At 65.0% G+C, this 25,543-nt stretch carries 20 protein-coding genes; 14 read left to right on the forward strand and 6 right to left on the reverse strand.

The window, feature by feature from the left end; all coding sequences use genetic code 11:
- The first annotated feature begins 81 nt into the window (after positions 1–81).
- From ACKLLE_RS20565 to ACKLLE_RS20605, 9 genes are all read left to right on the forward strand, one after another.
- Positions 82–699 (forward strand): NUDIX domain-containing protein, encoded by a 618-nt coding sequence (locus ACKLLE_RS20565; protein ID WP_064301492.1) that lies wholly within the window; start codon positions 82–84, stop codon positions 697–699.
- Positions 690–1,142 (forward strand): DUF1249 domain-containing protein, encoded by a 453-nt coding sequence (locus ACKLLE_RS20570; RefSeq protein WP_009399515.1) that lies wholly within the window; start codon positions 690–692, stop codon positions 1,140–1,142. Before ACKLLE_RS20565 ends, ACKLLE_RS20570 begins: the two co-directional genes overlap by 10 nt.
- Positions 1,143–1,226: 84 nt before the next feature.
- Positions 1,227–2,039 (forward strand): 3',5'-cyclic-AMP phosphodiesterase, encoded by an 813-nt coding sequence (gene cpdA, locus ACKLLE_RS20575; protein WP_420058915.1) that lies wholly within the window; start codon positions 1,227–1,229, stop codon positions 2,037–2,039.
- A 104-nt stretch (positions 2,040–2,143) separates the two neighbouring features.
- Positions 2,144–2,752, forward strand: coding sequence for a YqiA/YcfP family alpha/beta fold hydrolase (locus ACKLLE_RS20580; RefSeq protein WP_420058916.1), 609 nt, complete (start codon positions 2,144–2,146; stop codon positions 2,750–2,752).
- A gap of 36 nt (positions 2,753–2,788) precedes the next feature.
- A complete protein-coding gene (parE, locus tag ACKLLE_RS20585) occupies positions 2,789–4,693 on the forward strand; it encodes a DNA topoisomerase IV subunit B (RefSeq protein WP_420058917.1) in 1,905 nt (634 codons plus the stop codon).
- On the forward strand, positions 4,690–5,676 hold the full coding sequence (locus tag ACKLLE_RS20590; RefSeq protein ID WP_420058918.1) for an esterase-like activity of phytase family protein: 987 nt from the start codon (positions 4,690–4,692) through the stop codon (positions 5,674–5,676). Before parE ends, ACKLLE_RS20590 begins: the two co-directional genes overlap by 4 nt.
- Positions 5,673–6,191 carry a retropepsin-like aspartic protease family protein gene (locus tag ACKLLE_RS20595; protein WP_064301497.1) on the forward strand — a complete coding sequence of 173 codons (519 nt, stop codon included), beginning with the start codon at positions 5,673–5,675 and terminating at the stop codon, positions 6,189–6,191. The genes ACKLLE_RS20590 and ACKLLE_RS20595 overlap by 4 nt, the downstream gene beginning before the upstream one ends.
- A 10-nt stretch (positions 6,192–6,201) precedes the next feature.
- The gene (gene parC / locus ACKLLE_RS20600; RefSeq protein WP_420058919.1) at positions 6,202–8,460 is read left to right on the forward strand and encodes a DNA topoisomerase IV subunit A; all 2,259 of its coding nucleotides are present in this window, start codon (positions 6,202–6,204) and stop codon (positions 8,458–8,460) included.
- Positions 8,461–8,631: 171 nt separating this feature from the next.
- Positions 8,632–9,345, forward strand: a complete 714-nt coding sequence (locus ACKLLE_RS20605) for a PqiC family protein (protein WP_420058920.1) — start codon at positions 8,632–8,634, stop codon at positions 9,343–9,345.
- 25 nt (positions 9,346–9,370) lie between these two features.
- On the opposite strand, the gene ACKLLE_RS20610 is transcribed toward ACKLLE_RS20605, so the two are convergent.
- Genes ACKLLE_RS20610 through ACKLLE_RS20620 form a run of 3 tightly spaced genes read right to left on the reverse strand, consistent with a single transcriptional unit; the run spans position 9,371 to position 13,403 of the window.
- Complete coding sequence (locus ACKLLE_RS20610; protein WP_420058921.1) at positions 9,371–10,981, reverse strand: arylsulfatase; 1,611 nt, start codon at positions 10,979–10,981, stop codon at positions 9,371–9,373.
- 14 nt (positions 10,982–10,995) lie between these two features.
- Complete coding sequence (locus ACKLLE_RS20615) at positions 10,996–11,811, reverse strand: ABC transporter ATP-binding protein (protein ID WP_279896583.1); 816 nt, start codon at positions 11,809–11,811, stop codon at positions 10,996–10,998.
- Positions 11,808–13,403, reverse strand: coding sequence for an ABC transporter permease (locus ACKLLE_RS20620; protein WP_420058922.1), 1,596 nt, complete (start codon positions 13,401–13,403; stop codon positions 11,808–11,810). Before ACKLLE_RS20620 ends, ACKLLE_RS20615 begins: the two co-directional genes overlap by 4 nt.
- 352 nt (positions 13,404–13,755) lie before the next feature.
- Here ACKLLE_RS20620 and ACKLLE_RS20625 point away from each other — a divergent pair, with 352 nt between their 5' ends.
- Positions 13,756–14,778 (forward strand): ABC transporter substrate-binding protein, encoded by a 1,023-nt coding sequence (locus tag ACKLLE_RS20625; protein ID WP_279896579.1) that lies wholly within the window; start codon positions 13,756–13,758, stop codon positions 14,776–14,778.
- Between the two features lie 209 nt (positions 14,779–14,987).
- The gene (locus ACKLLE_RS20630; RefSeq protein ID WP_009399527.1) at positions 14,988–15,893 is read left to right on the forward strand and encodes a TauD/TfdA dioxygenase family protein; all 906 of its coding nucleotides are present in this window, start codon (positions 14,988–14,990) and stop codon (positions 15,891–15,893) included.
- 122 nt (positions 15,894–16,015) lie between these two features.
- Here the strand turns inward: ACKLLE_RS20630 and ACKLLE_RS20635 are convergent, their stop codons facing one another.
- On the reverse strand, positions 16,016–17,632 hold the full coding sequence (locus ACKLLE_RS20635; RefSeq protein WP_420058923.1) for an alkaline phosphatase family protein: 1,617 nt from the start codon (positions 17,630–17,632) through the stop codon (positions 16,016–16,018).
- Between the two features lie 142 nt (positions 17,633–17,774).
- Positions 17,775–18,719 (reverse strand): LysR family transcriptional regulator, encoded by a 945-nt coding sequence (locus tag ACKLLE_RS20640; protein ID WP_009399529.1) that lies wholly within the window; start codon positions 18,717–18,719, stop codon positions 17,775–17,777.
- Positions 18,720–18,873: 154 nt separating this feature from the next.
- Between ACKLLE_RS20640 and ACKLLE_RS20645 the strand changes: the two genes are divergently transcribed.
- Together ACKLLE_RS20645 and ACKLLE_RS20650 are read left to right on the forward strand one after the other, a co-directional pair.
- Complete coding sequence (locus tag ACKLLE_RS20645) at positions 18,874–21,246, forward strand: TonB-dependent receptor (RefSeq protein WP_420058924.1); 2,373 nt, start codon at positions 18,874–18,876, stop codon at positions 21,244–21,246.
- A 66-nt stretch (positions 21,247–21,312) separates the two neighbouring features.
- Positions 21,313–22,653 (forward strand): aryl-sulfate sulfotransferase, encoded by a 1,341-nt coding sequence (locus ACKLLE_RS20650; RefSeq protein ID WP_064301505.1) that lies wholly within the window; start codon positions 21,313–21,315, stop codon positions 22,651–22,653.
- A 25-nt stretch (positions 22,654–22,678) separates the two neighbouring features.
- Here ACKLLE_RS20650 and ACKLLE_RS20655 read toward each other — a convergent pair whose 3' ends face one another.
- Positions 22,679–24,187 carry a histidine kinase gene (locus tag ACKLLE_RS20655; RefSeq protein WP_420058925.1) on the reverse strand — a complete coding sequence of 503 codons (1,509 nt, stop codon included), beginning with the start codon at positions 24,185–24,187 and terminating at the stop codon, positions 22,679–22,681.
- A gap of 134 nt (positions 24,188–24,321) precedes the next feature.
- On the opposite strand from ACKLLE_RS20655, the gene serB reads away from it, so the two are divergent.
- On the forward strand, positions 24,322–25,533 hold the full coding sequence (gene serB / locus ACKLLE_RS20660; RefSeq protein ID WP_064301507.1) for a phosphoserine phosphatase SerB: 1,212 nt from the start codon (positions 24,322–24,324) through the stop codon (positions 25,531–25,533).
- Positions 25,534–25,543 lie beyond the last annotated feature (10 nt).

Below are 25,543 nucleotides of genomic sequence, written 5' to 3' on the forward strand. Positions count from 1 at the left end.
AGGGTACGCGGGGTAGGATGGCGCGAAGCCACAAGCCCGAAGTCGAATGTGACGTTGTAGATAGAGGCATCGAGGATTTCCATGACAGACAACTCCAGCACCGTTCCAGCCGCCGTCGAGATCGTCCAGCGCGACACCTGTTTCCAGGGTTTCTATCGCCTCGACCGGGTACGCCTGCGGCATGAGCTGTTTGCCGGCGGCATGGGCCGCGAGATCAGCCGGGAGCTGTTCGTGCGCCACGATGCGGTGTGCGTCCTGCCCTATGATCCGCAGCGCGACGAAGTGGTGCTGATCGAGCAGTTCCGCGTCGGCGCCCTGGGCAAGACCGCCAATCCCTGGCTGGTGGAGCTGGTCGCCGGTCTGATCGACAAGGACGAACAGCCGGAACAGGTTGCGCACCGCGAGGCGCAGGAGGAAGCTGGGCTGACCTTCTCCGCGCTGTGGCCGATGACCCGGTATTTCCCGTCACCCGGTGGCAGCGACGAGTTGGTCCATTTGTACCTCGGTCGTTGCAGCAGCGAGGGGGCTGGCGGGCTGCATGGCCTGGAAGAAGAGGGCGAGGATATCCGCGTGCGGGTCTGGGCATTCGAGGATGCCCTGCAAGCCGTGCGCGACGGGCTGATTGCCAATGCGGCGTCGATCATCGCCTTGCAGTGGCTGGCGTTGAACCGCGATGAAGTCAGGGGGATGTGGTCGTGAATCTTGTGCGTGAACGCTATCGGGTCGATCTGGTTGGCTTGCAGGCTGCCTGCGAGGCGAACTATGCACGCCTGATGCGTTTGCTCCCGGCGATGCGCACCTCCCTGGAGTCACGGCGCATCGGCATGACCCAGGGCGACCAGATGCTTGGCGTGCTGACCCTGGAAGTGCTGCAGGCCTGTCCCTATACAACCACGCTGCGTGTGCGCCAGGAGCACAGCCTGCCGTGGCTGCCGGTACCGCAACTGGAAGTGCAGGTCTATCACGACGCGCGCATGGCCGAGGTGGTCAGTGCCGAGCACGCCCGACGGTTCCGCAGCGTCTATCCCTACCCCAATGCGGCGATGCACCAGCCGGACGAAAAGGCCCAGCTCAACCTGTTCCTCGGCGAGTGGTTGAGCCACTGCCTGGCCTGCGGTCACGAACTCGAAGCGGTTCGCTGAAATGTGACGGGGGTCTTGGTGGCGGTTTGATCCTCCGATCCTTCCCCACCATAATCGTGCAGATTCCCCCAAGGAGACGGCCCCTTGCCGCACGCAACCCCCTCATCCAGTGCCCCGGTCCGGCTGGTGCAGCTTTCTGACAGTCATCTGTTCGCCGATGGCGAGGGTTCCCTGCTGGGCATGAATACCCGTGACAGCCTGCAACGGGTCATCGACCAGGTGCTCGCCGAGCAGCCGCGGATCGACCTGGTGCTGGCCACCGGTGATCTGTCCCAGGATGGCAGCGAGGCGTCCTACCGGCAGTTTCGCGAGATGACCGCGGTGCTCGGTGCGCCGACCCGTTGGCTAGCCGGCAACCATGATGAGCCACTGCCGATGGAGCGGGTGGCGGCAGGCACCGATCTGCTGGAGGCCGTCACCGATATCGGCAATTGGCGCGTGATCATGCTCGACTCGTCGATTCCGGGCAGCGTGCCGGGGTGTCTGGAAGCCGATCAACTGCAACTGCTCGACCAGGCCTTGGGCAGCGCCGACGGCCGTCACTGCCTGGTGTGCCTGCATCATCAGCCCATCTCCATCGACTGCGCCTGGATGGCGCCCATCGGCTTGCGCAATCCCGAGGCACTGTTCGCCGCCATTGCACCTTATCCACAGGTGCGGGCGCTGCTTTGGGGGCACATTCACCAGGAGTGGGACCAGCATCTCGACGGACGCCGGCTATTGGCCTCGCCGTCCACCTGCATCCAGTTCGAGCCGCGCAGCGAGGACTTCAAGGTCGATGAACAGCGTACGCCCGGCTACCGCTGGCTGGCCCTGCATGACGATGGCCGCCTGGAAACCGGCGTCTCGCGCCTTGGTGATTTTGCCTTCGATGTGGACTACGGCAACGGCTACTGAAGCACCGCGTAATCTCTAAAGCTGAATCATTTCCCTCTTATCAGGCTAAACTGCGCGTCTTTGTGCCCGTCACTCGCGGGCATTTCAGGAAATCCGGGGGCGGAATGTCGGGCTCGATCCTTTATATCCATGGTTTGAACAGCTCGCCTGGCTCGATGAAGGCCAGCCAGTTGCTGGCGGTCATGCAGCGCATGGGGCTTGCCGGGCAACTGCGGATCCCGGCGCTGCATCACCATCCGCGCCAGGCCATCGCCCAGCTCGAAGCCGACATTGCCGAACTGGGCCGGCCATTGCTGGTCGGTAGTTCCCTCGGCGGCTACTATGCGACTCACCTGGCCGAACGGCATGGATTGAAGGCGCTGCTGATCAACCCGGCGGTCAATCCGCACCAGTTGTTCGACGGCTACCTGGGCACCCAGACCAACCACTACACCGGCGAGACCTGGGAACTGACCCACGATCACGTCGAGGCCCTGGCGGCGCTGGAAGTGCCGCCGCCGCTGGATGCCGCGCGTTACCAGGTATGGCTGCAGACCGGCGACGAAACCCTTGATTATCGCCGCGCCGAACGTTTCTACCGGGCCTGTGCCCTGCGTATCGAAGCCGGTGGCGACCACAGCTTCCAGCGCTTCGCCCTGCATCTGCCAGCGCTGTTGTCCTACGCAGGCATTGACGCGAAGGCGTATCAGGACCTGGATTTTTCTGTATTTTGATTGCTTATTTTCACCCACGAACGACGACGAGAACCCATGGCCAATCCCAGCGCTAGCGCCTATAACGCAGACGCCATCGAAGTCCTCTCGGGGCTTGACCCGGTACGCAAGCGTCCGGGCATGTACACCGACACCAGCCGCCCCAACCACCTGGCCCAGGAAGTCATCGACAACAGTGTCGACGAAGCCTTGGCCGGCCATGCCCGTTCGGTCCAGGTGATCCTTCACGCCGACCATTCCCTTGAAGTCTGCGACGACGGGCGCGGCATGCCGGTGGATATCCACCCCGAAGAGGGCGTGTCCGGGGTCGAGCTGATCCTCACCAAGCTGCACGCCGGCGGCAAGTTCTCCAACAAGAACTACCAGTTCTCCGGCGGTCTGCATGGTGTTGGCATCTCGGTGGTCAACGCCCTGTCGACCCAGGTCCGGGTGCGGGTCAAGCGTGATGGCAACGAGTACCAGATGACCTTCGCCGACGGCTTCAAGGCCAGCGAACTGGAAGTCATCGGCAGCGTCGGCAAGCGCAATACCGGGACCAGCGTGTATTTCTCCCCGGATCCGAAGTACTTCGATTCCGCGAAGTTCTCCGTCAGCCGCCTCAAGCATGTGCTCAAGGCCAAGGCCGTACTGTGCCCGGGCCTGTCGGTCACCTTCGAGGACAAGAGCACCGGCGAGAAAGTCGAGTGGCATTACGAGGACGGCCTGCGCTCCTACCTGGTCGACTCGGTCAGCGAATTCCAGCGCCTGCCGGACGAACCGTTCTGCGGCAGCCTGGCCGGTAACAAGGAGGCCGTGGACTGGGCCCTGCTGTGGCTGCCCGAGGGTGGCGACAGCATCCAGGAAAGCTACGTCAACCTGATTCCTACCGCCCAGGGCGGTACCCACGTCAACGGCCTGCGCCAGGGCCTGCTGGACGCGATGCGCGAGTTCTGCGAGTTCCGCAACCTGTTGCCCCGTGGCGTCAAGCTGGCGCCGGAAGACGTCTGGGAGCGCATCACCTTCGTCCTTTCGATGAAGATGCAGGAGCCGCAATTCTCCGGGCAGACCAAGGAACGCCTGTCCTCCCGCGAAGCCGCCGCCTTCGTCTCCGGTGTGGTGAAAGACGCGTTCAGCCTGTGGCTCAACGCCCATCCCGAGCTGGGCATGCAACTGGCCGAGCTGGCCATCAGCAACGCCGGCCGTCGCCTCAAGGCAAGCAAGAAGGTCGAGCGCAAGCGCGTCACCCAGGGCCCGGCGCTGCCAGGCAAGCTGGCGGATTGCGCGGGCCAGGACCCGATGCGCGCCGAGCTGTTCCTGGTCGAGGGCGACTCGGCCGGTGGTTCGGCCAAGCAGGCGCGGGACAAGGAATACCAGGCGATCCTGCCGCTGCGCGGCAAGATCCTCAACACCTGGGAAGTGGATGGCGGCGAAGTCCTCGCCAGCCAGGAAGTGCACAACATCGCCGTGGCCATCGGCGTCGACCCGGGTGCCACCGACCTGAGCCAGCTGCGCTACGGCAAGATCTGCATCCTCGCCGACGCCGACTCCGACGGCTTGCACATCGCCACCTTGCTCTGCGCCCTGTTCGTCCAGCATTTCCGTCCGCTGGTCGAGGCCGGCCACGTCTATGTGGCGATGCCGCCGCTGTACCGCATCGACCTGGGCAAGGAAATCTACTACGCCCTGGATGAAGCCGAGCGTGACGGCATCCTCGACCGCCTGGTGGCCGAGAAGAAGCGCGGCAAGCCGCAGGTCACCCGATTCAAGGGCCTCGGCGAGATGAACCCGCCGCAACTGCGCGAAACCACCATGGACCCGAACACCCGGCGCCTGGTCCAGCTGACCCTCGACGACTTCGAGCAGACCCGTGAAATCATGGACATGCTCCTGGCCAAGAAGCGCGCGGGCGATCGCAAGTCCTGGCTGGAAAGCAACGGCAACCTGGCCGAGGTCATGGCTTGATCCGTGGCTTGCTCGTGGCGCTGCTGGCCCTGTCCGCAGCCCCGGCCATGGCCGACCCGTGGCCGGAGCTGACCCTGCTCGGCGAGCATCCGGTCGAAGGCATGCGCGGCGGCAACCTCTCGGGGCTGGCGCAGTGCAACGGGACCTTGTGGACCATTTCCGACCGCGATGACGACCTGGTCTACAGGCTCGATACCACCAGCCATGTATGGCAGGCCCTTGGCGAGCCGCTGGCGGCGCCAGCCGTGCCGGATCCCGGCTTCCCGCTGGGGTTGCGCTCACGGCAATGGGCGGCTTCGCTGGTGCGTGGCGGCGATCTGGACTTCGAAGGCATCAGCTGTGATGCGGCCGGCAACCGCTACATCGTCAGCGAAGCCTACGCTGCGGTGCTGGAAGTGCCGGTGCAGGGCGAGCCGAACTGGCTGAAGATCGATCCGGCAATGATCCGCCAGGCCCGGGCCAGCGGGATGCTCCTGCATTTCAACGCCTTGTTCGAAGGCCTTGCCGTCAGCCCGGCCGGCGACCGCCTGTGGCTGGCCGCCGAGCGCGAGCGCCGCGGCCTGCTGCTGGTCAACCGCAAGCAGAGCACCTGGGCCTGCGGCGATGCTTGCGTCCTGCTCAGCGAGGCCGGCACCGAGATGCAGCCTGACCAGTTTCCCAAGGCCCGCGAGGTGTCGCGGGACTTTTCCGACCTGGCGCTGTTCGAGGGCAAGCTGTTCACCCTGGAACGCAACGCCTACCGCATCTGCCGTCGTGATGCCCAGGGCGGGCAGGTGGAGCGCTGCTGGTCGTTTGCCGGCGAAGCCTTGACCGAACAGCGGCAATACAGCCAGCCCTACGGCCTGGCCGAGGCCCTGGTGATCGACGCCGAAGGCGCCTGGATCGGTATCGACAACAACAATGGCACCCGCGCCGATGGCGAGGACCGCCCGATCGTCTGGCGTTTCGCCGCGCCGAAAGGCGGCTGGAGCGCGAAGAAATGAGCCAGACCCCGGGCCAGCGTATCGGGCGGGTGTTCATGGTTCTGGCCTGGGCGGCTGGCCTGTTCCTCGCCACACGCTTTTTCGGCGCGTGGGAAGACCGGCAGGTCAATCCCAACAGCCAGATCACCTCGCAACAGGGTGACGGTTTCGTCGAAGTGCGCCTGGCCAGCAATGGCCAGGGGCATTTCGTCGCCGACGGCCTGATCAACGGTCAGGCCGTGCATTTCCTGCTGGATACCGGGGCCACCGATGTCGCGATTCCCGAGGCCCTGGCGCGGGACTTCGGCCTGGAGCGCGGAGCATCGGTAACCCTGAGCACCGCCAATGGCCGCACCGAGGGCTACCGCACCCGGCTGGACAGCGTGCAACTGGGCGATATCCTGCTGCGCGATGTCCGCGCCCTGGTGGTCCCCGGCCTCGATGACAGCCAGGTATTGCTGGGCATGAGTGCCCTGAAACAACTTGAATTCACCCAGCGCGGCGGCACCTTGCTGCTGCGCCAGACCTTGAACTGATGAGGCCCGCATGAGCGACTCCCTTGATCTGAGCCTCGATGGCGTAGAGCGCCGGTCACTGGCCGACTTCACCGAACAGGCCTACCTCAACTATTCCATGTACGTGATCATGGACCGGGCCCTGCCGCATATCGGCGACGGCCTGAAGCCGGTGCAGCGGCGCATCGTCTATGCCATGAGCGAACTGGGCCTGGATGCCGACTCCAAGCACAAGAAGTCGGCGCGGACCGTCGGTGACGTGCTCGGTAAATTCCACCCCCACGGCGACTCGGCCTGCTACGAAGCCATGGTGCTGATGGCACAGCCCTTCAGCTATCGCTACACCCTGGTCGATGGCCAGGGTAACTGGGGTGCGCCGGACGACCCGAAGTCCTTCGCGGCCATGCGCTACACCGAGGCGCGCCTGTCGCGCTATTCCGAAGTGCTGCTCAGCGAACTGGGCCAGGGCACGGCTGACTGGGTGCCGAACTTCGACGGTACCCTCGAAGAACCTGCCGTGTTGCCCGCACGTTTGCCGAATATCCTCCTCAATGGCACCACCGGTATCGCCGTGGGCATGGCCACCGACGTACCGCCGCATAACCTGCGGGAAGTCGCCAGCGCCTGCGTGCGCCTGCTCGACGAGCCGAAAGCCACCATCGAGCAACTGTGCGAGCACATCCAGGGCCCGGACTACCCGACCGAAGCGGAAATCATCACCCCGCGCGCCGAACTGCTGAAGATCTACGAAAGCGGTCGCGGCTCGATCCGCATGCGTGCCGTCTATCGCATCGAGGACGGCGATATCGTCGTTACCGCGCTGCCGCACCAGGTCTCCGGGGCCAAGGTGCTAGAGCAGATCGCCGCACAGATGCAGGCCAAGAAACTGCCGATGGTCGCCGACCTGCGTGACGAGTCCGACCACGAGAACCCGTGCCGCATCGTCATCATCGCCCGCTCCAACCGGGTCGATCTGGACGAACTGATGCAGCACCTGTTCGCCACCACCGACCTGGAGTCGAGCTACCGGGTCAACGTCAACATCATCGGCCTCGATGGCCGGCCGCAATTGAAGAACCTGCGCGCACTGCTGCTGGAGTGGCTGGAGTTCCGCATCGCTACCGTTCGTCGGAGGCTGAAGTTCCGTCTCGACAAGGTCGAGCGCCGCCTGCACCTGTTGGACGGTTTGCTGGTCGCCTTCCTCAACCTTGACGAAGTGATCCACATCATCCGCACCGAGGACCAGCCCAAGCAGGCGCTGATCGCTCGCTTCGAACTGACCGAGATCCAGGCCGACTACATCCTCGAAACCCGTCTGCGCCAGTTGGCGCGACTGGAAGAGATGAAGATCCGCAGCGAGCAGGAAGAACTGCTCAAAGAGCAGGCCAGGCTGCTGGCCCTGCTGGGCAGCGACAGCAAGCTACGCAAGCTGGTGCGTAGCGAGCTGATCAAGGATGCGGAAACCTACGGCGATGACCGTCGTTCGCCGATCGTCGCCCGTGCCGAGGCCAAGGCCTTGTCGGAAAACGAGCTGATGCCGACCGAGCCGGTCACTGTCGTTCTGTCGGAAAAAGGCTGGGTGCGCTGTGCCAAGGGTCACGATATCGATGCCACCGGCCTGGCCTACAAGGCGGGTGATGGCTTCAAAGTGGCGGCGGCAGGGCGATCCAATCAGTTCGCCGTGTTCATAGACTCCACCGGGCGCAGCTATTCGCTTCCTGCTCACAAGCTGCCAGGGGCACGGGGCCACGGCGAGCCACTGACCGGTCATCTGAAACCGCCACCTGGCGCGGTCTTTGAATGCGTGCTGATGCCGGACGACGAGGCGCTGTACGTGGTCGCTTCCGACGCAGGCTACGGTTTCGTGGTCAAGGGCGAGGATCTGCAGGCCAAGGTCACGGCCGGCAAAGCCCTGCTCAGCCTGCCCAACGGCGCCAGGGTGCTGGCGCCGCGGCCGGTTTCCGACCGCGAGCAGAACTGGCTGGCCGCGGTGACCACCGAAGGCCGCCTGCTGGTGTTCAAGATCAGCGACCTGCCGCAACTGGGCAAGGGCAAGGGCAACAAGATCATCGGCATACCCGGTGATCGGGTGGCCAGTCGTGAAGAATATGTCACCGACATGGCGGTACTCTCCGACGGGGCGACCCTTGTATTGCAGGCCGGCAAGCGTACCCTGTCACTCAAGGGCGAGGACCTGGAGCACTACAAGGGTGAACGCGGTCGTCGGGGCAACAAGCTGCCGCGCGGCTTCCAGCGGGTCGATGCGTTGCTGGTCGAGACTCCCGAGTAGTACGAATACACGCCCGGATACGGTAATTTCCTACACGTTCCGGGCGTAAATACTGGAGTCAGAGCGTGTTTTCGCGGATGATAGCCCCCCTGTGGCGCCGGCGTGGCCGGGTGCCCGACTGAAATCATGAGTATCACTGCGGTGCCGTGTGGTGGCCGCCTGGATGGGATGATGACTTTTCTGCGCCTTCCATTTGTTCTTCTGCTGACCGGCGTGCTCGGCCTGGCAGGGTGCAGCATGCACCAGCCGGTTGCGCTGTATCAGCTCGACAGCGGCGAGCCAGGCCAGCCTAAGCAGGCGGCCGGCATGTCGGTGGTGCTGGGGCCGGTATCGGTCGCCGATTACCTGCAACGCGAGACCCTGCTGCAGCGTCAGAGCGACGGCAGCCTGACTGCGGCGACGGACGGTCGCTGGGCGGGCAGCCTGTCGGCGGATATCGATCAGTTGCTGGTTCGCCAGCTGGCCTGGCGCCTGGACAGCCAGCGTGTGGTCCTGGCCCCGGCCAGCACCGGCTTCAACCCGGATGTACAGGTATTGCTGTCGATCACCCGCCTGGATTCCGGGGCGAACCAACCGGCGGTCCTCGATGCGCAATGGCGCTTGCTGGACCGTCGTGGCCAGGTGCGGGACAACCGCATCGTGCACCTCGAACAGCCGCACGCGGGCAGTTCGGCGGCGCAGGTCCAGGCCCAGGGCCAGTTGCTGCAGAAGCTGGCCGAGCAACTGAGCTCTGCGCTCAAGCCATTGGCCAACCAGCCGGCGCTGGCGGAAGAGGCGCCGGCGAAGAAACCGGCGGCACCTGTTCAGGTACGCAAGGAGCCGGAGAAGCCAAAGATTCCCATGGCTTCGCCGATTCGTACCGATATGGAAGTGTTCCGCTTCTGAGCCATGGCGATCAGCGTTCGTCGGCTCAGTCTGGCTGGAACGGCGATTCGCTGAGGATCACTCCGGTTTCATCCACATAGCGCTGCCACTCTTGCAGCAGGGTGCGCAGCTTGTCCGGCTGCTCCCGGGCGAGGTCGTGAATCTCTCCCGGGTCCCGGCCCAGGTCGTACAACTGCCAGGTTGCCGGGCCCACCGGCCCCGGGATGTACACCGCCTTCCATTGGCCCTGGCGAATCGCCCGGCGGCCGAACAGCTCCCAGCCCGTCACGGTGTGCTGATCATGCACCTGGGCGGTTTCGCCCGAGAGAAAGCCCAGCCAGGACTTGCCCCGCAGCGGTGCGACATCGCGCCCGTGCCAGCGCTTGCCCGGGTGTCGCACGCCGGCCAGGTCGAGCAGGGTCGGGGTGATGTCCATCACCGTGCCGAAGCCATGGCTGATCTGCCCCTTGAGCGGCAGTTGCGGGTAATGCAGCAACGCCGGCACGCGAATCCCGCCCTGGGTAGTGAACGCCTTGAACAGCCGCGACGGCGCGGTGGCCGCCTGGGCCCAGGCCGGGCCGTACCAGACGTAGGAGTTGGCCCGGCCGATGTTTTCCAGGCGGTTGTCGTAGTGCTGGTTGAGGTAGGTCAGAAGCTCCGGGCCGAACTTGGGGAAGGCTTCCAGCAGCGCGCCCTCGGCGCCGTTGTCTGACATGAACAGGATCAGGGTGTTGTCCAGCTGGCCCTGCTGGCGCAGGTAGTCCACCACCCGGCCGATGTTCCAGTCCATGCGCTCGACCATCGCCGCATACACCTCCATGGCCCGCGCCGACAGCTGCCGTTGCTCATCGCTGAGAGCATCCCACTCGATGTTGAGGTTGAGCAGCGGATGGGGCTCGACCTCGCTATCGATCAGGCCCAGGGCCTTGAGCTTTTCCAGGCGCTCGCGGCGCAGCACCTCGGGGCCGGCGTCATAGCGGCCGCGGTATTTGGCGACGATCTCCTCGGGTGCCTGCAGCGGCCAGTGCGGTGCCGAGAACGGCAGGTAGGCGAAGAACGGCCGGCTCTGGTCGCGCTCTTTCAGGTACTGCAGGAGCTTGTCGCCGAACGCATCGGAGGAATAGAAGTCCGCCGGCAGTTCATCGATGAAACGGTCGTCCTCGATGTACAGCGCCGGCGTCGATTTCAGCAGCCCGGGCGTGTGTTCGTCGTAGGTCGGCTCGAAACCATAGTGGTTGGCCGCCCCTGGCAGCAGCGAGAACGAACGCTCGAAACCCCGGGCATGGGGCGCGCGCTCGGCGGTCAGGCCCAGGTGCCATTTGCCGCTCATCAGGGTCTGGTAGCCGGCTTCGCGCAGCAGCTCCGGCAGGGCCACCACGCGGTCGTTGAGGTAGCCCTCATAGCCCGGCTTGCCGATCAGTTCCGGGGTCAGGGCTTCGGCCATGGTGCCGATCCCTGCGATGTGGTGGTCGGTGCCGGTGAGCAGCATGGAGCGGGTCGGCGAGCAGGTCGGGGCGGTGTGGAAATCGGTCAGGCGCAGGCCATTGAAGGCAAGGGCATCGAGGTTCGGCGTGGCGATCTCGCCACCGAAGGCGCCGAGGTCGGAGAAACCCAGGTCGTCGGCCAGGATCACCAGAAAGTTGGGGCGTTGCGGCATCGCGGCACTCCTGTTCAGCAGGCAATGAAGGTCAAGGGCAGGTCGCGGATCTGCACCGGCGGCGGGGCCTGGTAGTGATCGTCGCTGGTCAGTTCGTGGAGCAGTTCTTCGCGCAGTTGGTGAAAGTCGAAACCGCTGCGCTGGCGCGGGTGCGGCAGTGTCACCTGAACCACGCGCTTGATCCGGCCCGGGCGCGGCTCCATCACCACCACCCGATCGGCCAGGAAAATCGCTTCCTCGACATCGTGGGTCACCAGCACCGTGGTGATTCTGGCCCGCTCGCGAATTGCCAGCAGTTCGTCCTGCATCTGCTGGCGGGTCAGGGCGTCGAGGGCGCCGAAGGGCTCGTCCAGCAGCAGGATGCGCGGGCTGGCCACCAGCCCGCGGGCAATCGCCACCCGCTGCGCCATGCCGCCGGAAAGCTGATGGGGATAGGCCCGGGCAAAGTCCTTGAGCCCCACCAGCTCGATGAAATCGCCGATCCGCCGCTGGCGTTCGGCGGCGCTCAATGGCTCGTTGACCAGGCCCAGGCCGATGTTCTCGGCCACGGTCAGCCAGGGGAACAGGCGATGCTCCTGGAACACGATGCCGCGTTCACTGCCGATGCCGCTGACCCGCTGGCCATCGACCCGGATTTCGCCGCGGAACTCGGTGTCCAGGCCGATCAGCAGGCGCAGCAGGGTGGACTTGCCGCAGCCGCTGGAACCGACAATGGCGACGAACTCGCCCTCGGCGATATCCAGGTTGAATTCGCGGATCGCCTCCACCTCGCCACCGGCGACGGCGAAGGTCTTGCCCACGTGATTGAAACTGACCAGGGGTGCGTTCATGCGTGTCTCCAGCGGGTGGCGCGGGTTTCGAGTTGTAGGCCCAGGCGATTGAGCAGGGCCCCGGTCAAGCCCACCAAGAGCATGCCGGCCATGATCAGGTCCATGCGCAGCAGTTGCTGGGCGCTGATCATCTGACTGCCGATGCCGCCATTGGAGGGCATGAAGTATTCCGCGCCGATGGTGCCCATCCAGGCGTAGATCAGGCTGATGCGCAGACCGGCGAAGATGCCCGGCGCCGCACCGGGCAACACCAGCCGGCGCAGCCGTTGCCAGAGGTTCAGGCGCAATACCTGGGCGGCTTCGGCCAGTTGTGGCGAGAGCTGGGCGACGCTGCGCTGGGTGGCGATGAACAGCGGGAAGAACGCGGCCAGGGCGACGAACACCCACTTGGCCAGTTCCCCCAGGCCGAACCAGGCGGTGAGCAGCGGTACCCAGGCGAAAATGGCGATCTGGCGGAGGGCGGCCAGGGTCGGTCCCAACAGCCGTTCAGCGAGGCGCGACATTCCCAGCAGCAAGCCCAGGGCCAGGCCCAGCCCGCCGCCGAGGGCCAGGCCGCCAAGGGCGCGCCCCAGGCTCAGCCCCATGCCCCCAAGCAGGCTGCCGTCGCGCAGGCCGTCGACAGTAGTGCTCAGCACCAGCAGCGGGCTCACCAGAATATTGGCGTCCACCCACTGCCCTGCGCTTGCCAGCTGCCACAGGGCCAGCAAGGCCAGGGGTAGCAGCCAGGGTTGCAGGCGCTGCCAGCCCTGATAGCGCGGACCACGGCCCAGGGCGGCGGTGGCCGGGTGCGGCCAGTGCACCAGTGTGCGGTCGAGCCAGCCGATACCGCGGTCCATGCCCACGCCGAGTACGCCGATCACCAGGATGCACACAAACACGATGTCCAGCATGAACAGCTGGCGCGCCCAGACCATCAGGTAGCCGATGCCTTCGCTGGAGGCGAGCAGTTCCACCGCCAGCAGCGAGGTCCAGCCGGTGGCCAGGGCCAGGCGCACGCCGGCCATGAACGCCGGCAGCGCGGCGGGCAACACCAGGCGCCGGATCAGCAGCGCGGGAGGCAGGCGCAGCACTGCGGCAGCTTCCCGCAGCCTGGGCTGGGCGTCGCGCACGCCCACCAGGGTGTGCACGGTCACGGGAACCACCACGGCTTTGACCAGCACGACCAGCTTGAGCATTTCGTCGATGCCGAAAAACACCATGAACAGCGGAATCCAGGCCAGGGTCGGAATCTGCGCCAGGGCGGCGAAGGTGGGGTAAACCAGCCGCTCCAGGCGCCGGCTGAAGCCCAGCGCCCCACCCAGCAGGGCGCCGGCGGCAATGCCGGCCAGGACGCCCCAGGCCAGGCGCTGCAGGCTGATCGCCAAATGGCCCCACAGCTCGCCCCGGCCCAGCTCCAGGGCGCTGCTCCAGACCAGCGCCGGGGCCGGCAGGATCTGCTCGCTCATCCACAGGTTGCGGCTGGCCAGCCACCACAAAACGAACAGGCTCAGGGGCAGCAGCCAGGGCAGCAGGCGCTGATGGATGGCGGGCCAGCCCGGGCGTCCGTCGGGCGGTGCCGTCAAGGGCAGGCTGAGCAGGGAAACACGGGCCATGGATGACCTCCGTCGTCGGGTTCTGCATGGCATGGAACGAGGGCGTAGGCGCTGGGCTTGCGGGCCTTTTGGCCGGCAGGGCGGCGCCTACGCTTTATTCGTTATGCTTCTAGTAAAGTTCTTATCGATACTATTAAGAGATAAGAAAAGCCATTTAAGGCTTCTTTACCGACACGCATCCAATGCATTTGAAGAATATTTTTCATGTGTCTCCTGCATATCCCCGGAGGCGTCCGTGATAGCTGGCTTATTCAATATGGTTATTAAAATGTGAGCTTATAGTATTTAAATCTTTGTCGATTTCGTGCCTACCTTCTGCTCCTCACAGCCTTGGTCTTCAGGAGCCGCACCCATGAACCTTCCCTTCAAACGCGTAATCAGCCTGTTCGCCGCACCGGCCCTGGCTGGGCTCCTGGGTTGCCTGCCGCTGCTGGCCCAGGCTGCCGAACTCAAGGAAATCCGCATCGCCGTGCCCGACCTAAGCGCCGGGACCCAGCACAGCGGTGGCGGGGTGGTGGATGTGCTGCGCCAACAACAGATCTACGAAAAGGCCTTCGCCGACCAGGGCATCAAGATCCAGTGGAATTTCTTCAAGGGCGCAGGCCCGGTGATCAACGAGGCCTTCGCCAACGGCCAGGTGGACCTGGCCTATCTCGGCGACCTGGCGGCCATCATTGGCAAGTCCAATGGCCTGGATACGCGCTTGCTCAGCGCCTCGGCCCGTGGAATCAAGCATTACCTGGGCGTGGTGCCGGGCTCCGGGATCAAGACCCTGGAAGACCTCAAGGGCAAGCGCGTGGCGGTGTTCCGTGGTACCGCTACGCAACTGTCGTTCGACGCGGCCCTGGCCAGCCGCGGCCTCAGCGAGAAGGACCTGAAAGTGGTCAACCTCGACTTCAACGCGGCGATCGCGGCCCTGGCGGCCAGGCAGATCGACGCCTCCTGGGGCAGCACCGGACTTTCGGCCCTGCGCAGCAAGGGGCTGGCCGAACTGCCCCTGAGCACCAAGGACCTGGGCGGTGCCGGCAGTGTGCAGAGCGTGCTGGTGGGCGCCGGCAAGTTTGTCGACGAGCACCCCGAAGCCGTGGCGAAACTGCTCAAGGCCCAGCAGCAGGCCGTAGCGTGGCTGACCCAGGACAGCAACAAGGAAGCCTATATCCAGCTGGTGTCGGGCCTGGCCAGCTACCCGCCGGTGATCCTGCAGGAAGACCTCAAGGACCAGCGCCTGAGCGAGATCTTCCCCTCGACCCTCGACCCGGTGTTCCTCGGCAAATTGCAGGACTCGGTGGACCTGGCAGCCAAGGAGCGCTTGATCCGCAAGCCGTTCAAGGTCGATGCCTGGGTGGCGCCGCAGTTGGCGGCTGCCGGTCTTTGAGCACCGGCCGAACGCCTGTCTCGACATGCTTTCCTGGCATCTGAAAAATAGTCCGAAGGTATTTGCGGCGAGTCAGGGCTGAAGCCTTAAATGGAAACCTCTTATTCCGCAGGCGAAGCATCGAACTTTCCATTAGACGCAAAGTGAATATGGATAGAGCGTTGTTTCGCGGCGGTTCCAACCGTAAGCAGTCGATGAGGGTGTATCTGATGAGCAATGCCGTCCTAGCCGTTGAACCCGCTGTCCATGCCCTTGATATCCACCCGGTGGCCGGTCGCATCGGCGCCGAGATCCGTGGCGTGCAACTGTCCGGCGAACTGGACGCCGCCACCGTGGACGCCATCCAGCAGGCGCTGGTGCAATACAAGGTGATCTTCTTCCGTGGCCAGGGTCATCTCGACGACCAGAGCCAGGAAGCCTTCTCGCAACTGCTGGGCGAGCCGGTGGCCCACCCCACCGTGCCGGTGCGTGACGGCACCCGCTACCTGCTGGAGCTGGACGGTGCCGAAGGTCAGCGGGCCAACTCCTGGCACACCGACGTGACCTTCGTCGATGCCTACCCGAAAGCCTCGATCCTGCGTTCGGTGGTGGCCCCGGCCTCCGGTGGCGACACCGTGTGGGCCAACACCGCCACGGCGTACAACGAACTCCCGGCAGAACTGCGCGAGCTGGCGGATCGACTCTGGGCGGTGCACAGCAACGAGTACGACTACGCCGGGGCCAAGCCCGACGTTTCGGCGCAGAAGCTGGAGCGCTACCGCAAGGTCTTCACTTCCACGGTGTACGAGACCGAGCACCCGATCGTCCGGGTGCACCCGGAGAGTGGTGAAAAGAGCCTGGTGCTGGGGCATTTCGTCAAGCGCATCAAGGGCTATTCCCAGGCCGATTCGGCGCACCTGTTCAACCTGCTGCAAAGCCATGTGACCCGCTTGGAAAACACTGTGCGCTGGCGCTGGAGCGCCGGTGACGTGGCGATCTGGGACAACCGCTCGACCCAGCACTACGCCGTCGACGACTATGGCACCCAGGACCGTATCGTGCGCCGCGTGACCCTCAAGGGCGACGTCCCGGTGGGTGTCCATGGCCAGCGCAGCCAGACCATCAAGGGCCTTTGACCCGGAAGCCCCTGCGAGGACCTTGTGGGAGCGGGTTCATCGGAACGCCGAACCGCCGCGATTGCTATGGTGGATTCACCACCGCAATCGCGGGTGAACCCGCTCCCACAGGGTGGGTTGGCTTACCACACGCCGATCTGCACCAGCTTTTCGCTTTCCGGTTCGCCGTAGCGGAAACGCTGGCCGCGCAGGTCGATCTCTTCATGGCTGATGGTGGTGCGGCGCTTCAGGCCGCGCAGCCACTCCAGCAGATACCCCAGGTGCTCTTCACGCACGGCGGCATAGGCCGGATCGGCTCCCAGGTCATTCAGCTCATGGGGATCGTTGTGCAGGTCGAACAGCTGTGGGCGCAAGCCGTCATAGGCCAGGTACTTCCAGCGCTCGCTGCGCACCATGGTCATGCGGCAACGGTCGATGGGCTGGCCCAGGCGCTCCCGGGCCGGGGCCTGGAAGGCATAGTCGTATTCGCTGATGGCGTAGCGGCGCCAGTCCGGTGTCGCGCCGTGCAGCAGCGGGATCAGCGAGCGGCCCTCCAGACGGTGGTCGGCGCCCGGCAGGCCCAGGGCATCGAGGAACGTCGGCAGGGCGTCGATGGTTTCCACCAAGCGCTCGTCCACGCTGCCACGGCTGTTGTCCGCTGCCGCCCGCGGGTCGCGGACGATCAGTGGCACGCCCACCGCCGGCTCCAGCAGGAACTCCTTCTCTCCCAGGTAGTGGTCGCCGAGGAAGTCGCCGTGGTCGCTGGTGAAGACGATCAGGGTGTCGTCCCAACGGCCGTTGCTCTGCAGTAAATCCAGCAGCCGGCCCAGTTGATCGTCCACTTGCTTGATCAGGCCCATGTAGGTCGGCACTACGTTCAGGCGCACTTCATCCCGGGAAAAATTCAGGCTCTCTTCATGCTGGCGGAAGGCGTGGTAGACCGGGTGGTCGCTAAGCTGCCCGGGTGCGGCGCGCACCGCCGGGATGACCTGGTCGGGGCCATACAGGGCGTGGTAGGGCGCTGGCGCGATGTAGGGCCAGTGCGGCTTGATGTAGGACAGGTGCAGGCACCAGGGTTGCTCGCCCTGCTCGTTGATGAAGGCGATGGCGCGGTCGGTGGTGTAGACGGTTTCCGAGTGTTCTTCGGCGACCCGGGCCGGCAGGTGGGCGTTGCGCATCTTCCAGCCGCTGAGGATCTGCCCCTGCTCGCCGGCCCCGGCGTTGGCCCAGTCGTGCCAGGGGTTGACCCCGTCGTAGCCGAGGCTGCGCAGGTAATGGGTGTAGGGCGCGGCATCGCGCTTGTCGTCGAAGATCGGGTCGTCGGGGTAGATGCCGTCGTGACGCAGGTAGGGTTCGAAGCCGACCTCGTTGAGCGCCTCGGCCTGGGCGCTGTCGGGATCGATGGCCAGGCGTTGCAGGGCGTCGAGGTTGGGTGTGGCGTGGGTCTTGCCCACCAGCGCGGTGCGGATGCGGTGGGGCCGCAGGTAATCGCCCAGGGTCAGTTCTTCCAGGGGCAGGGGCACGGCGTTCCAGGCCACCTGATGGCTGCTGACGTAACGCCCGGTGTAGGCCGACATGCGCGACGGGCCGCAGATGGTGCCCTGGGTATAGGCGCGGCTGAAGCGCACCCCGGCTGCGGCCAGGCGATCGATGTTCGGGGTGTGCAGGTGCGGGTGGCCGTAGCACGAGAGGTAATCCCGACGCAGTTGGTCGCACATGATGTAGAGCACGTTGCGCACGGGTGGAAGGCTATTGGACATGAGATTCACCGAAGGAAAGACAGGCGAGGTTTTTCGCCTTCGGCGGGGGCTTCCGGCAAGCGCATTTGCCGAATAGCCATGATGCGTTTCATGCAATGCGTGGCCGTGGCTCCACGGCGCCTGCCGGCGCTGGCAGGCCGGCTCAGACCGCGAGGTTGTCCAGGCTGCGTACTTCCTCGTCCTGCTCGTCGGTGCGCTTGATCTCGTCGATCATTGCCGCTGCCAGGGGCGACAGCCGGTAGCCGGCGCGGCTGACGATGCCGTAGCGGGTGTAGAGCTCTTCCAGGTCGTCGGCCAGGCCATCGACCTTCAGGCACACCAGTTCGCCCTTGGCGTTGTGCAACGCGTCGCTGTAGGAACCGGCGATGCCGATGGCGTCCGAGCGCAGTACCACTCCCAGCAAGCTGTAGCTGTTCTCGCACTCCACATTGGGCGTGAAGTCCGGCTTGCCGCTCAGGTCGACGATGACTTTGCGCAGGTTCGGCGGGCGGATGGTCACCGCCAGCGGGTAGCTCATCAGTTCGCTGGCGCTGACGCTGTCGCGCTGGGCCAGCGGATGCCCGGCGCGGCAGCAGAAATGCCATTTGCGCGGGCGCAGGCGCTGGGTCAGGTAGTCTGGGTCGGCCTCGAAGTGGCGGGTGTCGGCAACGAAGAACTCGAACTCTTCACTGAGCAGGCGCTTGCTCAGGCTTTGCCAGTCATCCACCTGGAACTGCACCCGGGCCTTGGGGTAGCGCCCGATAAAGCTGCCGATGGCCCGGGGGATCAATCCCGAGGCCGGCGCCGGGCCGCAGCCGAAACGCAATTCCCCCGCCTCCAGGCCATTGAACTGGCTGATCTCGTTGGCCATCTGCTGGGCGCCGCTGACCAGCCGGCGCGCGTGCTCCAGCAGCAACTGGCCCTGCTTGGTCGGCGCCAGGTCCTTGCGTCCGCGATCCACCAACTGGCAACCGACGCTGTGTTCCAGGGCCTGGATGCTGCGGCTGAAGGCCGATTGCGAAAGGTTTACCGCCGCTGCAGCCGCAACAAAGCTGCGCTGTTCGGCGATGGCGATGAAGTGTCGGAGCTGGCGAAGGTCGATATGCATTTTTCACAAAAAAAATATCGGGGAAATGCATTGGCTATGCATTAGGTCGACTCCTTATAAAGGCAATCTCTTATGCAGTAAATATTTGTAAAAACATAAATAAATAACTTTAGGGAATATGCGAGGCCGTATATTTTCCCGCCAGGAGCCGCTCATGAGCCCGTTGTCACTCGCTTCACCTCTCTCGCCCCGGCGGCTCAAACGCCTGCCCCTGGCGCTGTTGTTGGCCGGCAGCGCAAGCTGGACGCCGACCTGGGCCGAAGACGCCCAGACGCCGGATAACGCGCCGGTCAAGAGCAGCGCCAGCAAGGCCAAGGCCGACGATGGCCAGTTGCAGACCGTGACCGTGACCGCGCGGCGCCGCGAGGAAAGCTCGCAGAACGTGCCTACGCCCATGAGCGTGGTGGGCGGCCAGGCACTGGAAAGCCAGCGGGTGTATCGCATTCAGGATCTGCAGCAGTTGGTGCCCAGCGTCAACGTCGCCTACATGCATGCGCGCCAGTCCAGCGTGTCGATCCGCGGCCTGGGCAACAACCCGGCCAGCGATGGCCTGGAAGGCAGCGTCGGGCTGTACCTCGACAACGTCTACCTGGGGCGGCCGGGCATGGCGGTGTTCGACCTGATGGACATCGAGCAACTGGAAGTGCTGCGCGGCCCCCAGGGCACCCTGTTCGGCAAGAACACCACCGCCGGAGTGATCAATATCAGCACCCGCGCGCCGAGCTTTACCCCGGAACGCAGCATCGAGGCCTCCCTCGGCGAGGATGGCTACTTCCAGACCAAGGGCACTCTTTCCGGGCCGCTGAGTGATGAGCTGGCCGGGCGTATTTCCGTCTACCGCACCCGCAGTGACGGCGACATCAAGAACGAGTTCGACGGCCACGACCTGAATGGCGGATCGCGCCAGGGCTTTCGCGGGCAACTGCTGTACAAGCCCAATGAAAGCTTCAACCTGCGCTGGATCGGTGACTACAACGAAGAGGACTCCAGTGCCGGCACCCGGGTGCTGTACAGCACCGGGCCGACCATCAACGGCACCAACGTCTACGAGTCCCGCGCGGCGGCGGCCGGTGCGACACTGGTCAACGGCTCGCACCGCAAGGTCAACCTGGACAACGACCAGCATGTCACGGTGTTCCAGGGCGGCACGTCCCTGGAGGCCAACTGGACCCTGCCCAGCGATTTCACCCTGACCTCGGTCAGTTCCTACCGCTGGTGGAACTTCACCCCGCGCAACGACGACGGCCTCAATGTGCCGGCTACCTACAACGCCGGGGTTTCGGTGGAAGACAAGCAGTGGTCGCAGGAATTCCGCCTGGCTTCGCCCACTGGCGGCGCCTTCGACTACGTGCTCGGGGCCTACTACTTCGGCTCCGACCTGGACAACAAGTCCTTCGCCTATTACGGGCCCCAGGCGGATATCTGGAACGGCACCCCGGCCGGTGCCCTGAGCAACGTCACCAGCATCGGCAACGGGCATATCCAGACCAACAGCTTCGCCCTGTTCGGCCAGGGCACCTGGCACCTGACCGAGCGCCTGGATTTCACCGCCGGGCTGCGCGGCACCTACGAGGAAAAAAGCGCCTGGGTCAGCCGCAACGCGCCGCTGGGGGGGGCGGCGGTGGCCGGTGCCGCCGCCAACGCCCGTCGCGGTCGCGCCGGGGCCTATGATTCCGGCGACCTCAACCAGTACAGCACCAGCCCTTCGGGCCTGCTCAACCTCAGCTACCGCTTCACCGATGACCTGCTGGGCTACGCCACCCTGTCCCACGGCGAGAAGTCCGGCGGGGTCAACCTGGTCGTGGGCTCGGCGCCGACCGCCGGCGCCGACTCGCTGCTGATCGGCACCGAGCGCGCCAACAACGCCGAGCTGGGGTTCAAGAGCACCCTCTGGGATCGTCGCCTGCAACTCAACGCCAACCTGTTCTGGACCCAGGTCAACGGCTACCAGACCAATGCCTACGACAACGCCAACCGCGTGCAGTACCTGACCAACGCCGGTTCGGTGCGCTCGCGCGGAGTGGAAGTGGAAAGCACCCTGGTGCCGATCCGTGGCCTGACCCTGAACATCAACGGCTCGTATAACGACGTGCGCTACCTGTCCTACAAGGATGCGCCGTGCCCGCCGGAAGTCAGCCTGCGTCCGGGGGCACCGGCCTCCTGCGACCTCAGCGGCCACCAGGTGGTCGGCGCCTCGAAATGGATCGGCAACGCCAACGGCGAATACAAATGGAACCTGGGCAACGGCCTGGAAGAGTACGTCACCGCCAGCTACGCCTTCCGTTCCAAGGCCGTGGGTACCGTGGAAGATTCCGCCTACGGGCAGATCCCCAGCTATGCCGTGGTCAACCTTTCCACCGGCCTGCGCGGCAACTACGAACAGGGCCAGTGGGATGTCTCGCTGTGGCTGAAGAACGCCTTCGACAAGACCTACTACACCACCCTCTGGACCGCCGGCAACGGCGGTTACGAAGGCCTGCCGGGCACCCCGCGCACGCTTGGCGTAACGGGCCGCTACGACTTCTGAAACCCGGCTTCACGCCCCTCGCGCCGGGTCTGCCGGCGCCTTTCGACCTGAACAGGAGTACTCGTCATGCGCGTCAAATCCGCTTTGCCCTTGCTGATCACCGCCACCTTGCTGGCTTCGGCGGTGCAGGCCGCTCCCAGCGTCTATCCCACCGGCGTGACCCGCTACGATCCGGCCAAGGCCTATAACCAGTACGTGATCTTCAGCGGCGCCGATAAAAAGACCCACCTGATCGACATGAACGGCAACGAGGTGAAGCAGTGGCCGCAAGCCGGTTTCCCCTCGGCGATCATCGATCCGCAACTGGTGGGCGGCGAGCGCGGCCGGGTGCTGCTGCAACTCAAGGACAAGGAGCCCGGGCCCCTGGGCTCGGCCGGCAACGGCCTGGGCAACCAGAGCGTCGGCGAGCTGGACTGGAACGGCAAGGTGCTCTGGCAGTGGGGCGACCAGGCCCCGGGTGGCGCTGCCCAGCAGCACCACGACCAGCGTCGCCTGAGCAACGGCAACACCCTGGTACTGGCCAACAAGGTGCACAAGGTGGCGGGGTTCAAGGTGCCCCAGGTGATCGATGATGCAATCTATGAAGTGAGCCCCGACGGCCAGGTCAAATGGCAGTGGCTGGCCTCCGAGCACCTTGGGGAGTTCGGCTTTACCCCGGCGCAATTGAAGCTGGTGTACGGCACGGATAACCCGGACTACCTGCACATCAACAACCTCAGCGTAGTGGGGCCCAACCGCTGGTTCGATGGCGGTGACAAACGCTTCGCCCCGGACAACCTGCTGATCGATTCGCGCAACGCCAATTTCATCGCCATCCTCGACAAGCACAGCGGCAAGGTGGTCTGGCGCCTTGGGCCGAACCTGGCGCCGATCAACCCCAGGACCGCAGCCAAGGTGCCGCGCCCAGTGGACCAGTTCGTCGGCCAGCATGACGCCCACATCATTCCCGCCGGCTTGCCAGGGGCCGGCCACCTGCTGGTGTTCGACAACCAGGGCAGCGCCGGGTACCCCTCGGTGCCCCTGGGGCTGATCGCCGGTTCCCGGGTGCTGGAGATCGACCCGATCAAGAATGAAATCGTCTGGCAATACAGCGCCGCCAATTCCCGGCAGCCGGGCTGGGCCTTCTACAGCTCGTTCATCAGCAGCGCCCGGCGTTTGCCCAACGGCAACACGCTGATCGACGAGGGCATGAACGGGCGCTTCTTCCAGGTCACTGCCAGCGGCGAAATCGTCTGGGAATACGTCAGCCCTTACCTGGGCAAGGCACCGGGCAGCGAGGCCATCAGCAACTGGGTGTACCGCGCCTTGCCGGTGAACTACGACTGGGTGCCCGAAGGTACGCCGCGGTCGGAAACCGCGGTGAGCGTGCCGGAGTCGGGGCTGCAACAGGCCAGTACGGGGATTTGATCCCGCACTGGCCGCATTGCAGCTATCAGTTCTTCACCTGGCGCTCATGCATGCGCGCCAGTTGCCGTTCCAGCATCGATGGATAAGGCTCCATCAAGCGCTCTACGCAGCAGGCGCCCTCGGGACTGGCAATCGGACGAATCCGCGCACGCTGGCGAATCAGCGCGTCATCGCTGATCCTGCGTTCCACCAGCAGCAGGTTGCGGCTGTGCTGCGAAAGGGCCAGGGCATCCTGGGCCTTTTCGGTCAGCAGCAGGTCGATCTGGCTCAGGCCATGCAGGTCTTCGCCCAGGGCGAGGCCCAGTTGCAGTTGCAGGGTGATGCCGCTGTCGGCCACCTCCACCTGCAAGGCATGGCCGAGGGCCCGCAACAGCTCGCCGCAGCAGATGGCATTGGTCAGGTAGTCGTCGCCGCTGTCCTGGCTGTGGAACAGCAGCAGGGTGCTGCCATCGTTGAGGGTCTGCACCTCGCCTTCGTACAGCGAGGCGGCCTGGTCCAGGCAGTCGCGGTAGCGCTCCAGCAGCTCGGTCAGGCGTGCGCGGGGCAGGCGGCGGAGTTGCTCCTGCGAGCCCAGCTGCACGGCGAGCACGGCGCTCTTGCCGGGTTCGCGCGCGGCGGCGGGCTTGCTGGCGAGCGGGCCGGCAGACGGGGCGACATCGTCACGCAGGTCGGCAAAGGCGTCGTCGTCCTCGTCTTCTTCGGCTTCCACCACGCGCTTGGGCGTGCGCGCCACGGCGGGCGCTTCGTCGAAGTCCGGATCACGCAGGTCGCGTACCTCGAACGGCTCGGCTTCCTCTTCGAAATCGTCCTCGATTTCAGGCTCCGGCTCGACCGGCTTCGGCGGCGGGGCGAAACGTGAATGCAACTGGCGGGCAAGGTCGCCGATTTCGTCCTGGCGCTCGGTGGCCGGCGTGTATTCGTCCAGGTCCCGCAGCCATACCCGCAGTTGCAGCAGAGGCGTGGAGATGAAGCGACCCAGGCGCAGGCTCATGGTCAATGCCAGGGCCAGCAGGATACCGGCAAGGATGCCCATGCTCTGCATGCTGATGGTCATCGGCTGCTGGAACTGGCTCATGTCCAGGCTGATGCGCAACTGCCCGGCAGTGACGTCCTGGAATGTGATCTTGGTCTGGTACAGGCCTTCGGCCTCGCCCAGCAGGCTGTTCTTCGGCCGCTGGCCGGCTTCGGCGAGGATGCGGTTGTCCACGCTGTAGATGGCGGCGTGGGCCACCAGCGGGTTCTTCACCAGGTTGCCGAGCAGCACGTTGAGGCTGAGGATGTCGTTGGACACCAGCAGCTCGGTGGCCGAGGTCGCGGTCTGGGTGGTCAGGCTCTGCCCCAGGGCATCGGCCTGCTCGTGCATGGCTTCCTTGAACTGCAAACCCATCACGCAGGCGTAGATCACCAGCGCCAGGGCAACCAGGAAAATGTTGTGGCAGGCGATGCGCAATGCCAGTGGCACGCGACGCTGACGCAAGGCACGGAAGATCAGCAGGAAGAAATTGTCGGTTTTGACGGGCGTGGGCCGGTTCACTGAGCGCGGCTCTTTATGACGGAGAAATTGCTGCGCAGTATAGCGAGCGGCCTTGAGACGGCAAAGCATCGACTGCGCCCGATGGTCCGCAAAAGGCGGTAGAATGCGCATTTTTGCATGTCCTGGAGCCCGTCTTGCGCGAAATCGTCTTGATCAACATCACCGGTGAGGACCGTCCGGGCCTGACCGCAGCCATTACCGGCGTTCTGGCCCGTGGCGGTGTGAACATCCTCGATATTGGCCAGGCGGTGATCCACGACACCCTGTCGTTCGGCATTCTCGTCGAGATTCCCGGCACCGGGCAGGCTTCCTCGGTGCTCAAGGACCTGCTGTTCACCGGTTACGAGCTGAACCAGCAGGTGCGCTTCACCCCGGTGTCGGAGGACGACTACCGCAATTGGGTGGCCAACCAGGGCAAGCCTCGGCACATCGTGACCCTGCTGACCCGCAAGGTCACCGCCGAGCAGTTGCAGCGTGTCAGCTCGATCACCGCCAGGTACGGCCTGAACATCGACCATATCGATCGCCTGTCCGGCCGGGTGGCGCTGGATACGCCAGCGGAGCAGGGCAAGGGCTGCATCGAGTTTTCCGTGCGTGGCGAGCCGGCCGATCCGCAGGCGCTGCGTGCCGAGTTCCTCAGCGTGGCCCAGGAACTCAACGTCGATATCGCCTTCCAGCAGGATTCGCTGTTCCGCCGCAACCGCCGCCTGGCGGTGTTCGACATGGACTCGACGCTGATCGAGGCCGAGGTGATCGACGAGCTGGCCAAGGCGGCCGGCGTAGGCGAGCAGGTCTCGGAGATCACCGAGCGCGCCATGCGCGGCGAACTGGACTTCCGCGCCAGCTTCAAGGAGCGCCTGGCGTTGCTCAAGGGCCTGGACGTCAAGGTCCTCGACGACATCGGCGCCTCGCTGCGCCTGACCGAGGGTGCCGAAACCCTGTTTGCCGAACTCAAGCGCCTCGGCTACAAGACCGCCATCCTCTCCGGCGGCTTCACCTATTTCGCCAAGCAACTGCAGGCCAAGCTGGGCATCGACTACGTGTTCGCCAACGAGCTGGAAGTGGTCGACGGCAAGGTCACTGGCGTTGCCATCGAGCCGATCGTCGATGCCCAGCGCAAGGCCGATCTGCTGGTCGAGCTGGCGCGCAAGGAAGGCCTGCAGATGGAACAGACCATCGCCGTCGGCGACGGCGCCAACGACCTGCCGATGCTGGCGATCGCCGGCCTGGGCGTTGCGTTCCGGGCCAAGCCGCTGGTGCGCCAGTCGGCCAGGCAGGCGATCTCCACCCTTGGCCTCGACGGCGTGCTCTACCTGCTGGGCATGCGCGACCGCGAAGGCGCCTGACCGCGCGAAC

This window comes from Pseudomonas bharatica (assembly GCF_048586865.1).
Lineage (GTDB): Bacteria > Pseudomonadota > Gammaproteobacteria > Pseudomonadales > Pseudomonadaceae > Aquipseudomonas > Aquipseudomonas bharatica.

Excerpts from the sequence above, each read along its gene's own strand:
- ACKLLE_RS20635 (WP_420058923.1), bottom strand. The coding sequence starts at position 17,632 with ATGTCCAATAGCCTTCCACCCGTGCGCAACGTGCTCTACATCATGTGC.
- ACKLLE_RS20640 (WP_009399529.1), bottom strand. The coding sequence starts at position 18,719 with ATGCATATCGACCTTCGCCAGCTCCGACACTTCATCGCCATCGCCGAA.
- ACKLLE_RS20610 (WP_420058921.1), bottom strand. The coding sequence starts at position 10,981 with ATGCCGCAACGCCCCAACTTTCTGGTGATCCTGGCCGACGACCTGGGT.
- ACKLLE_RS20620 (WP_420058922.1), bottom strand. The coding sequence starts at position 13,403 with ATGGCCCGTGTTTCCCTGCTCAGCCTGCCCTTGACGGCACCGCCCGAC.
- ACKLLE_RS20650 (WP_064301505.1), top strand. The coding sequence starts at position 21,313 with ATGCGCGTCAAATCCGCTTTGCCCTTGCTGATCACCGCCACCTTGCTG.
- parE (WP_420058917.1), top strand. The coding sequence starts at position 2,789 with ATGGCCAATCCCAGCGCTAGCGCCTATAACGCAGACGCCATCGAAGTC.
- ACKLLE_RS20605 (WP_420058920.1), top strand. The coding sequence starts at position 8,632 with ATGACTTTTCTGCGCCTTCCATTTGTTCTTCTGCTGACCGGCGTGCTC.
- ACKLLE_RS20645 (WP_420058924.1), top strand. The coding sequence starts at position 18,874 with ATGAGCCCGTTGTCACTCGCTTCACCTCTCTCGCCCCGGCGGCTCAAA.
- ACKLLE_RS20630 (WP_009399527.1), top strand. The coding sequence starts at position 14,988 with ATGAGCAATGCCGTCCTAGCCGTTGAACCCGCTGTCCATGCCCTTGAT.
- parC (WP_420058919.1), top strand. The coding sequence starts at position 6,202 with ATGAGCGACTCCCTTGATCTGAGCCTCGATGGCGTAGAGCGCCGGTCA.
- ACKLLE_RS20595 (WP_064301497.1), top strand. The coding sequence starts at position 5,673 with ATGAGCCAGACCCCGGGCCAGCGTATCGGGCGGGTGTTCATGGTTCTG.
- ACKLLE_RS20615 (WP_279896583.1), bottom strand. The coding sequence starts at position 11,811 with ATGAACGCACCCCTGGTCAGTTTCAATCACGTGGGCAAGACCTTCGCC.
- ACKLLE_RS20625 (WP_279896579.1), top strand. The coding sequence starts at position 13,756 with ATGAACCTTCCCTTCAAACGCGTAATCAGCCTGTTCGCCGCACCGGCC.
- ACKLLE_RS20565 (WP_064301492.1), top strand. The coding sequence starts at position 82 with ATGACAGACAACTCCAGCACCGTTCCAGCCGCCGTCGAGATCGTCCAG.
- ACKLLE_RS20580 (WP_420058916.1), top strand. The coding sequence starts at position 2,144 with ATGTCGGGCTCGATCCTTTATATCCATGGTTTGAACAGCTCGCCTGGC.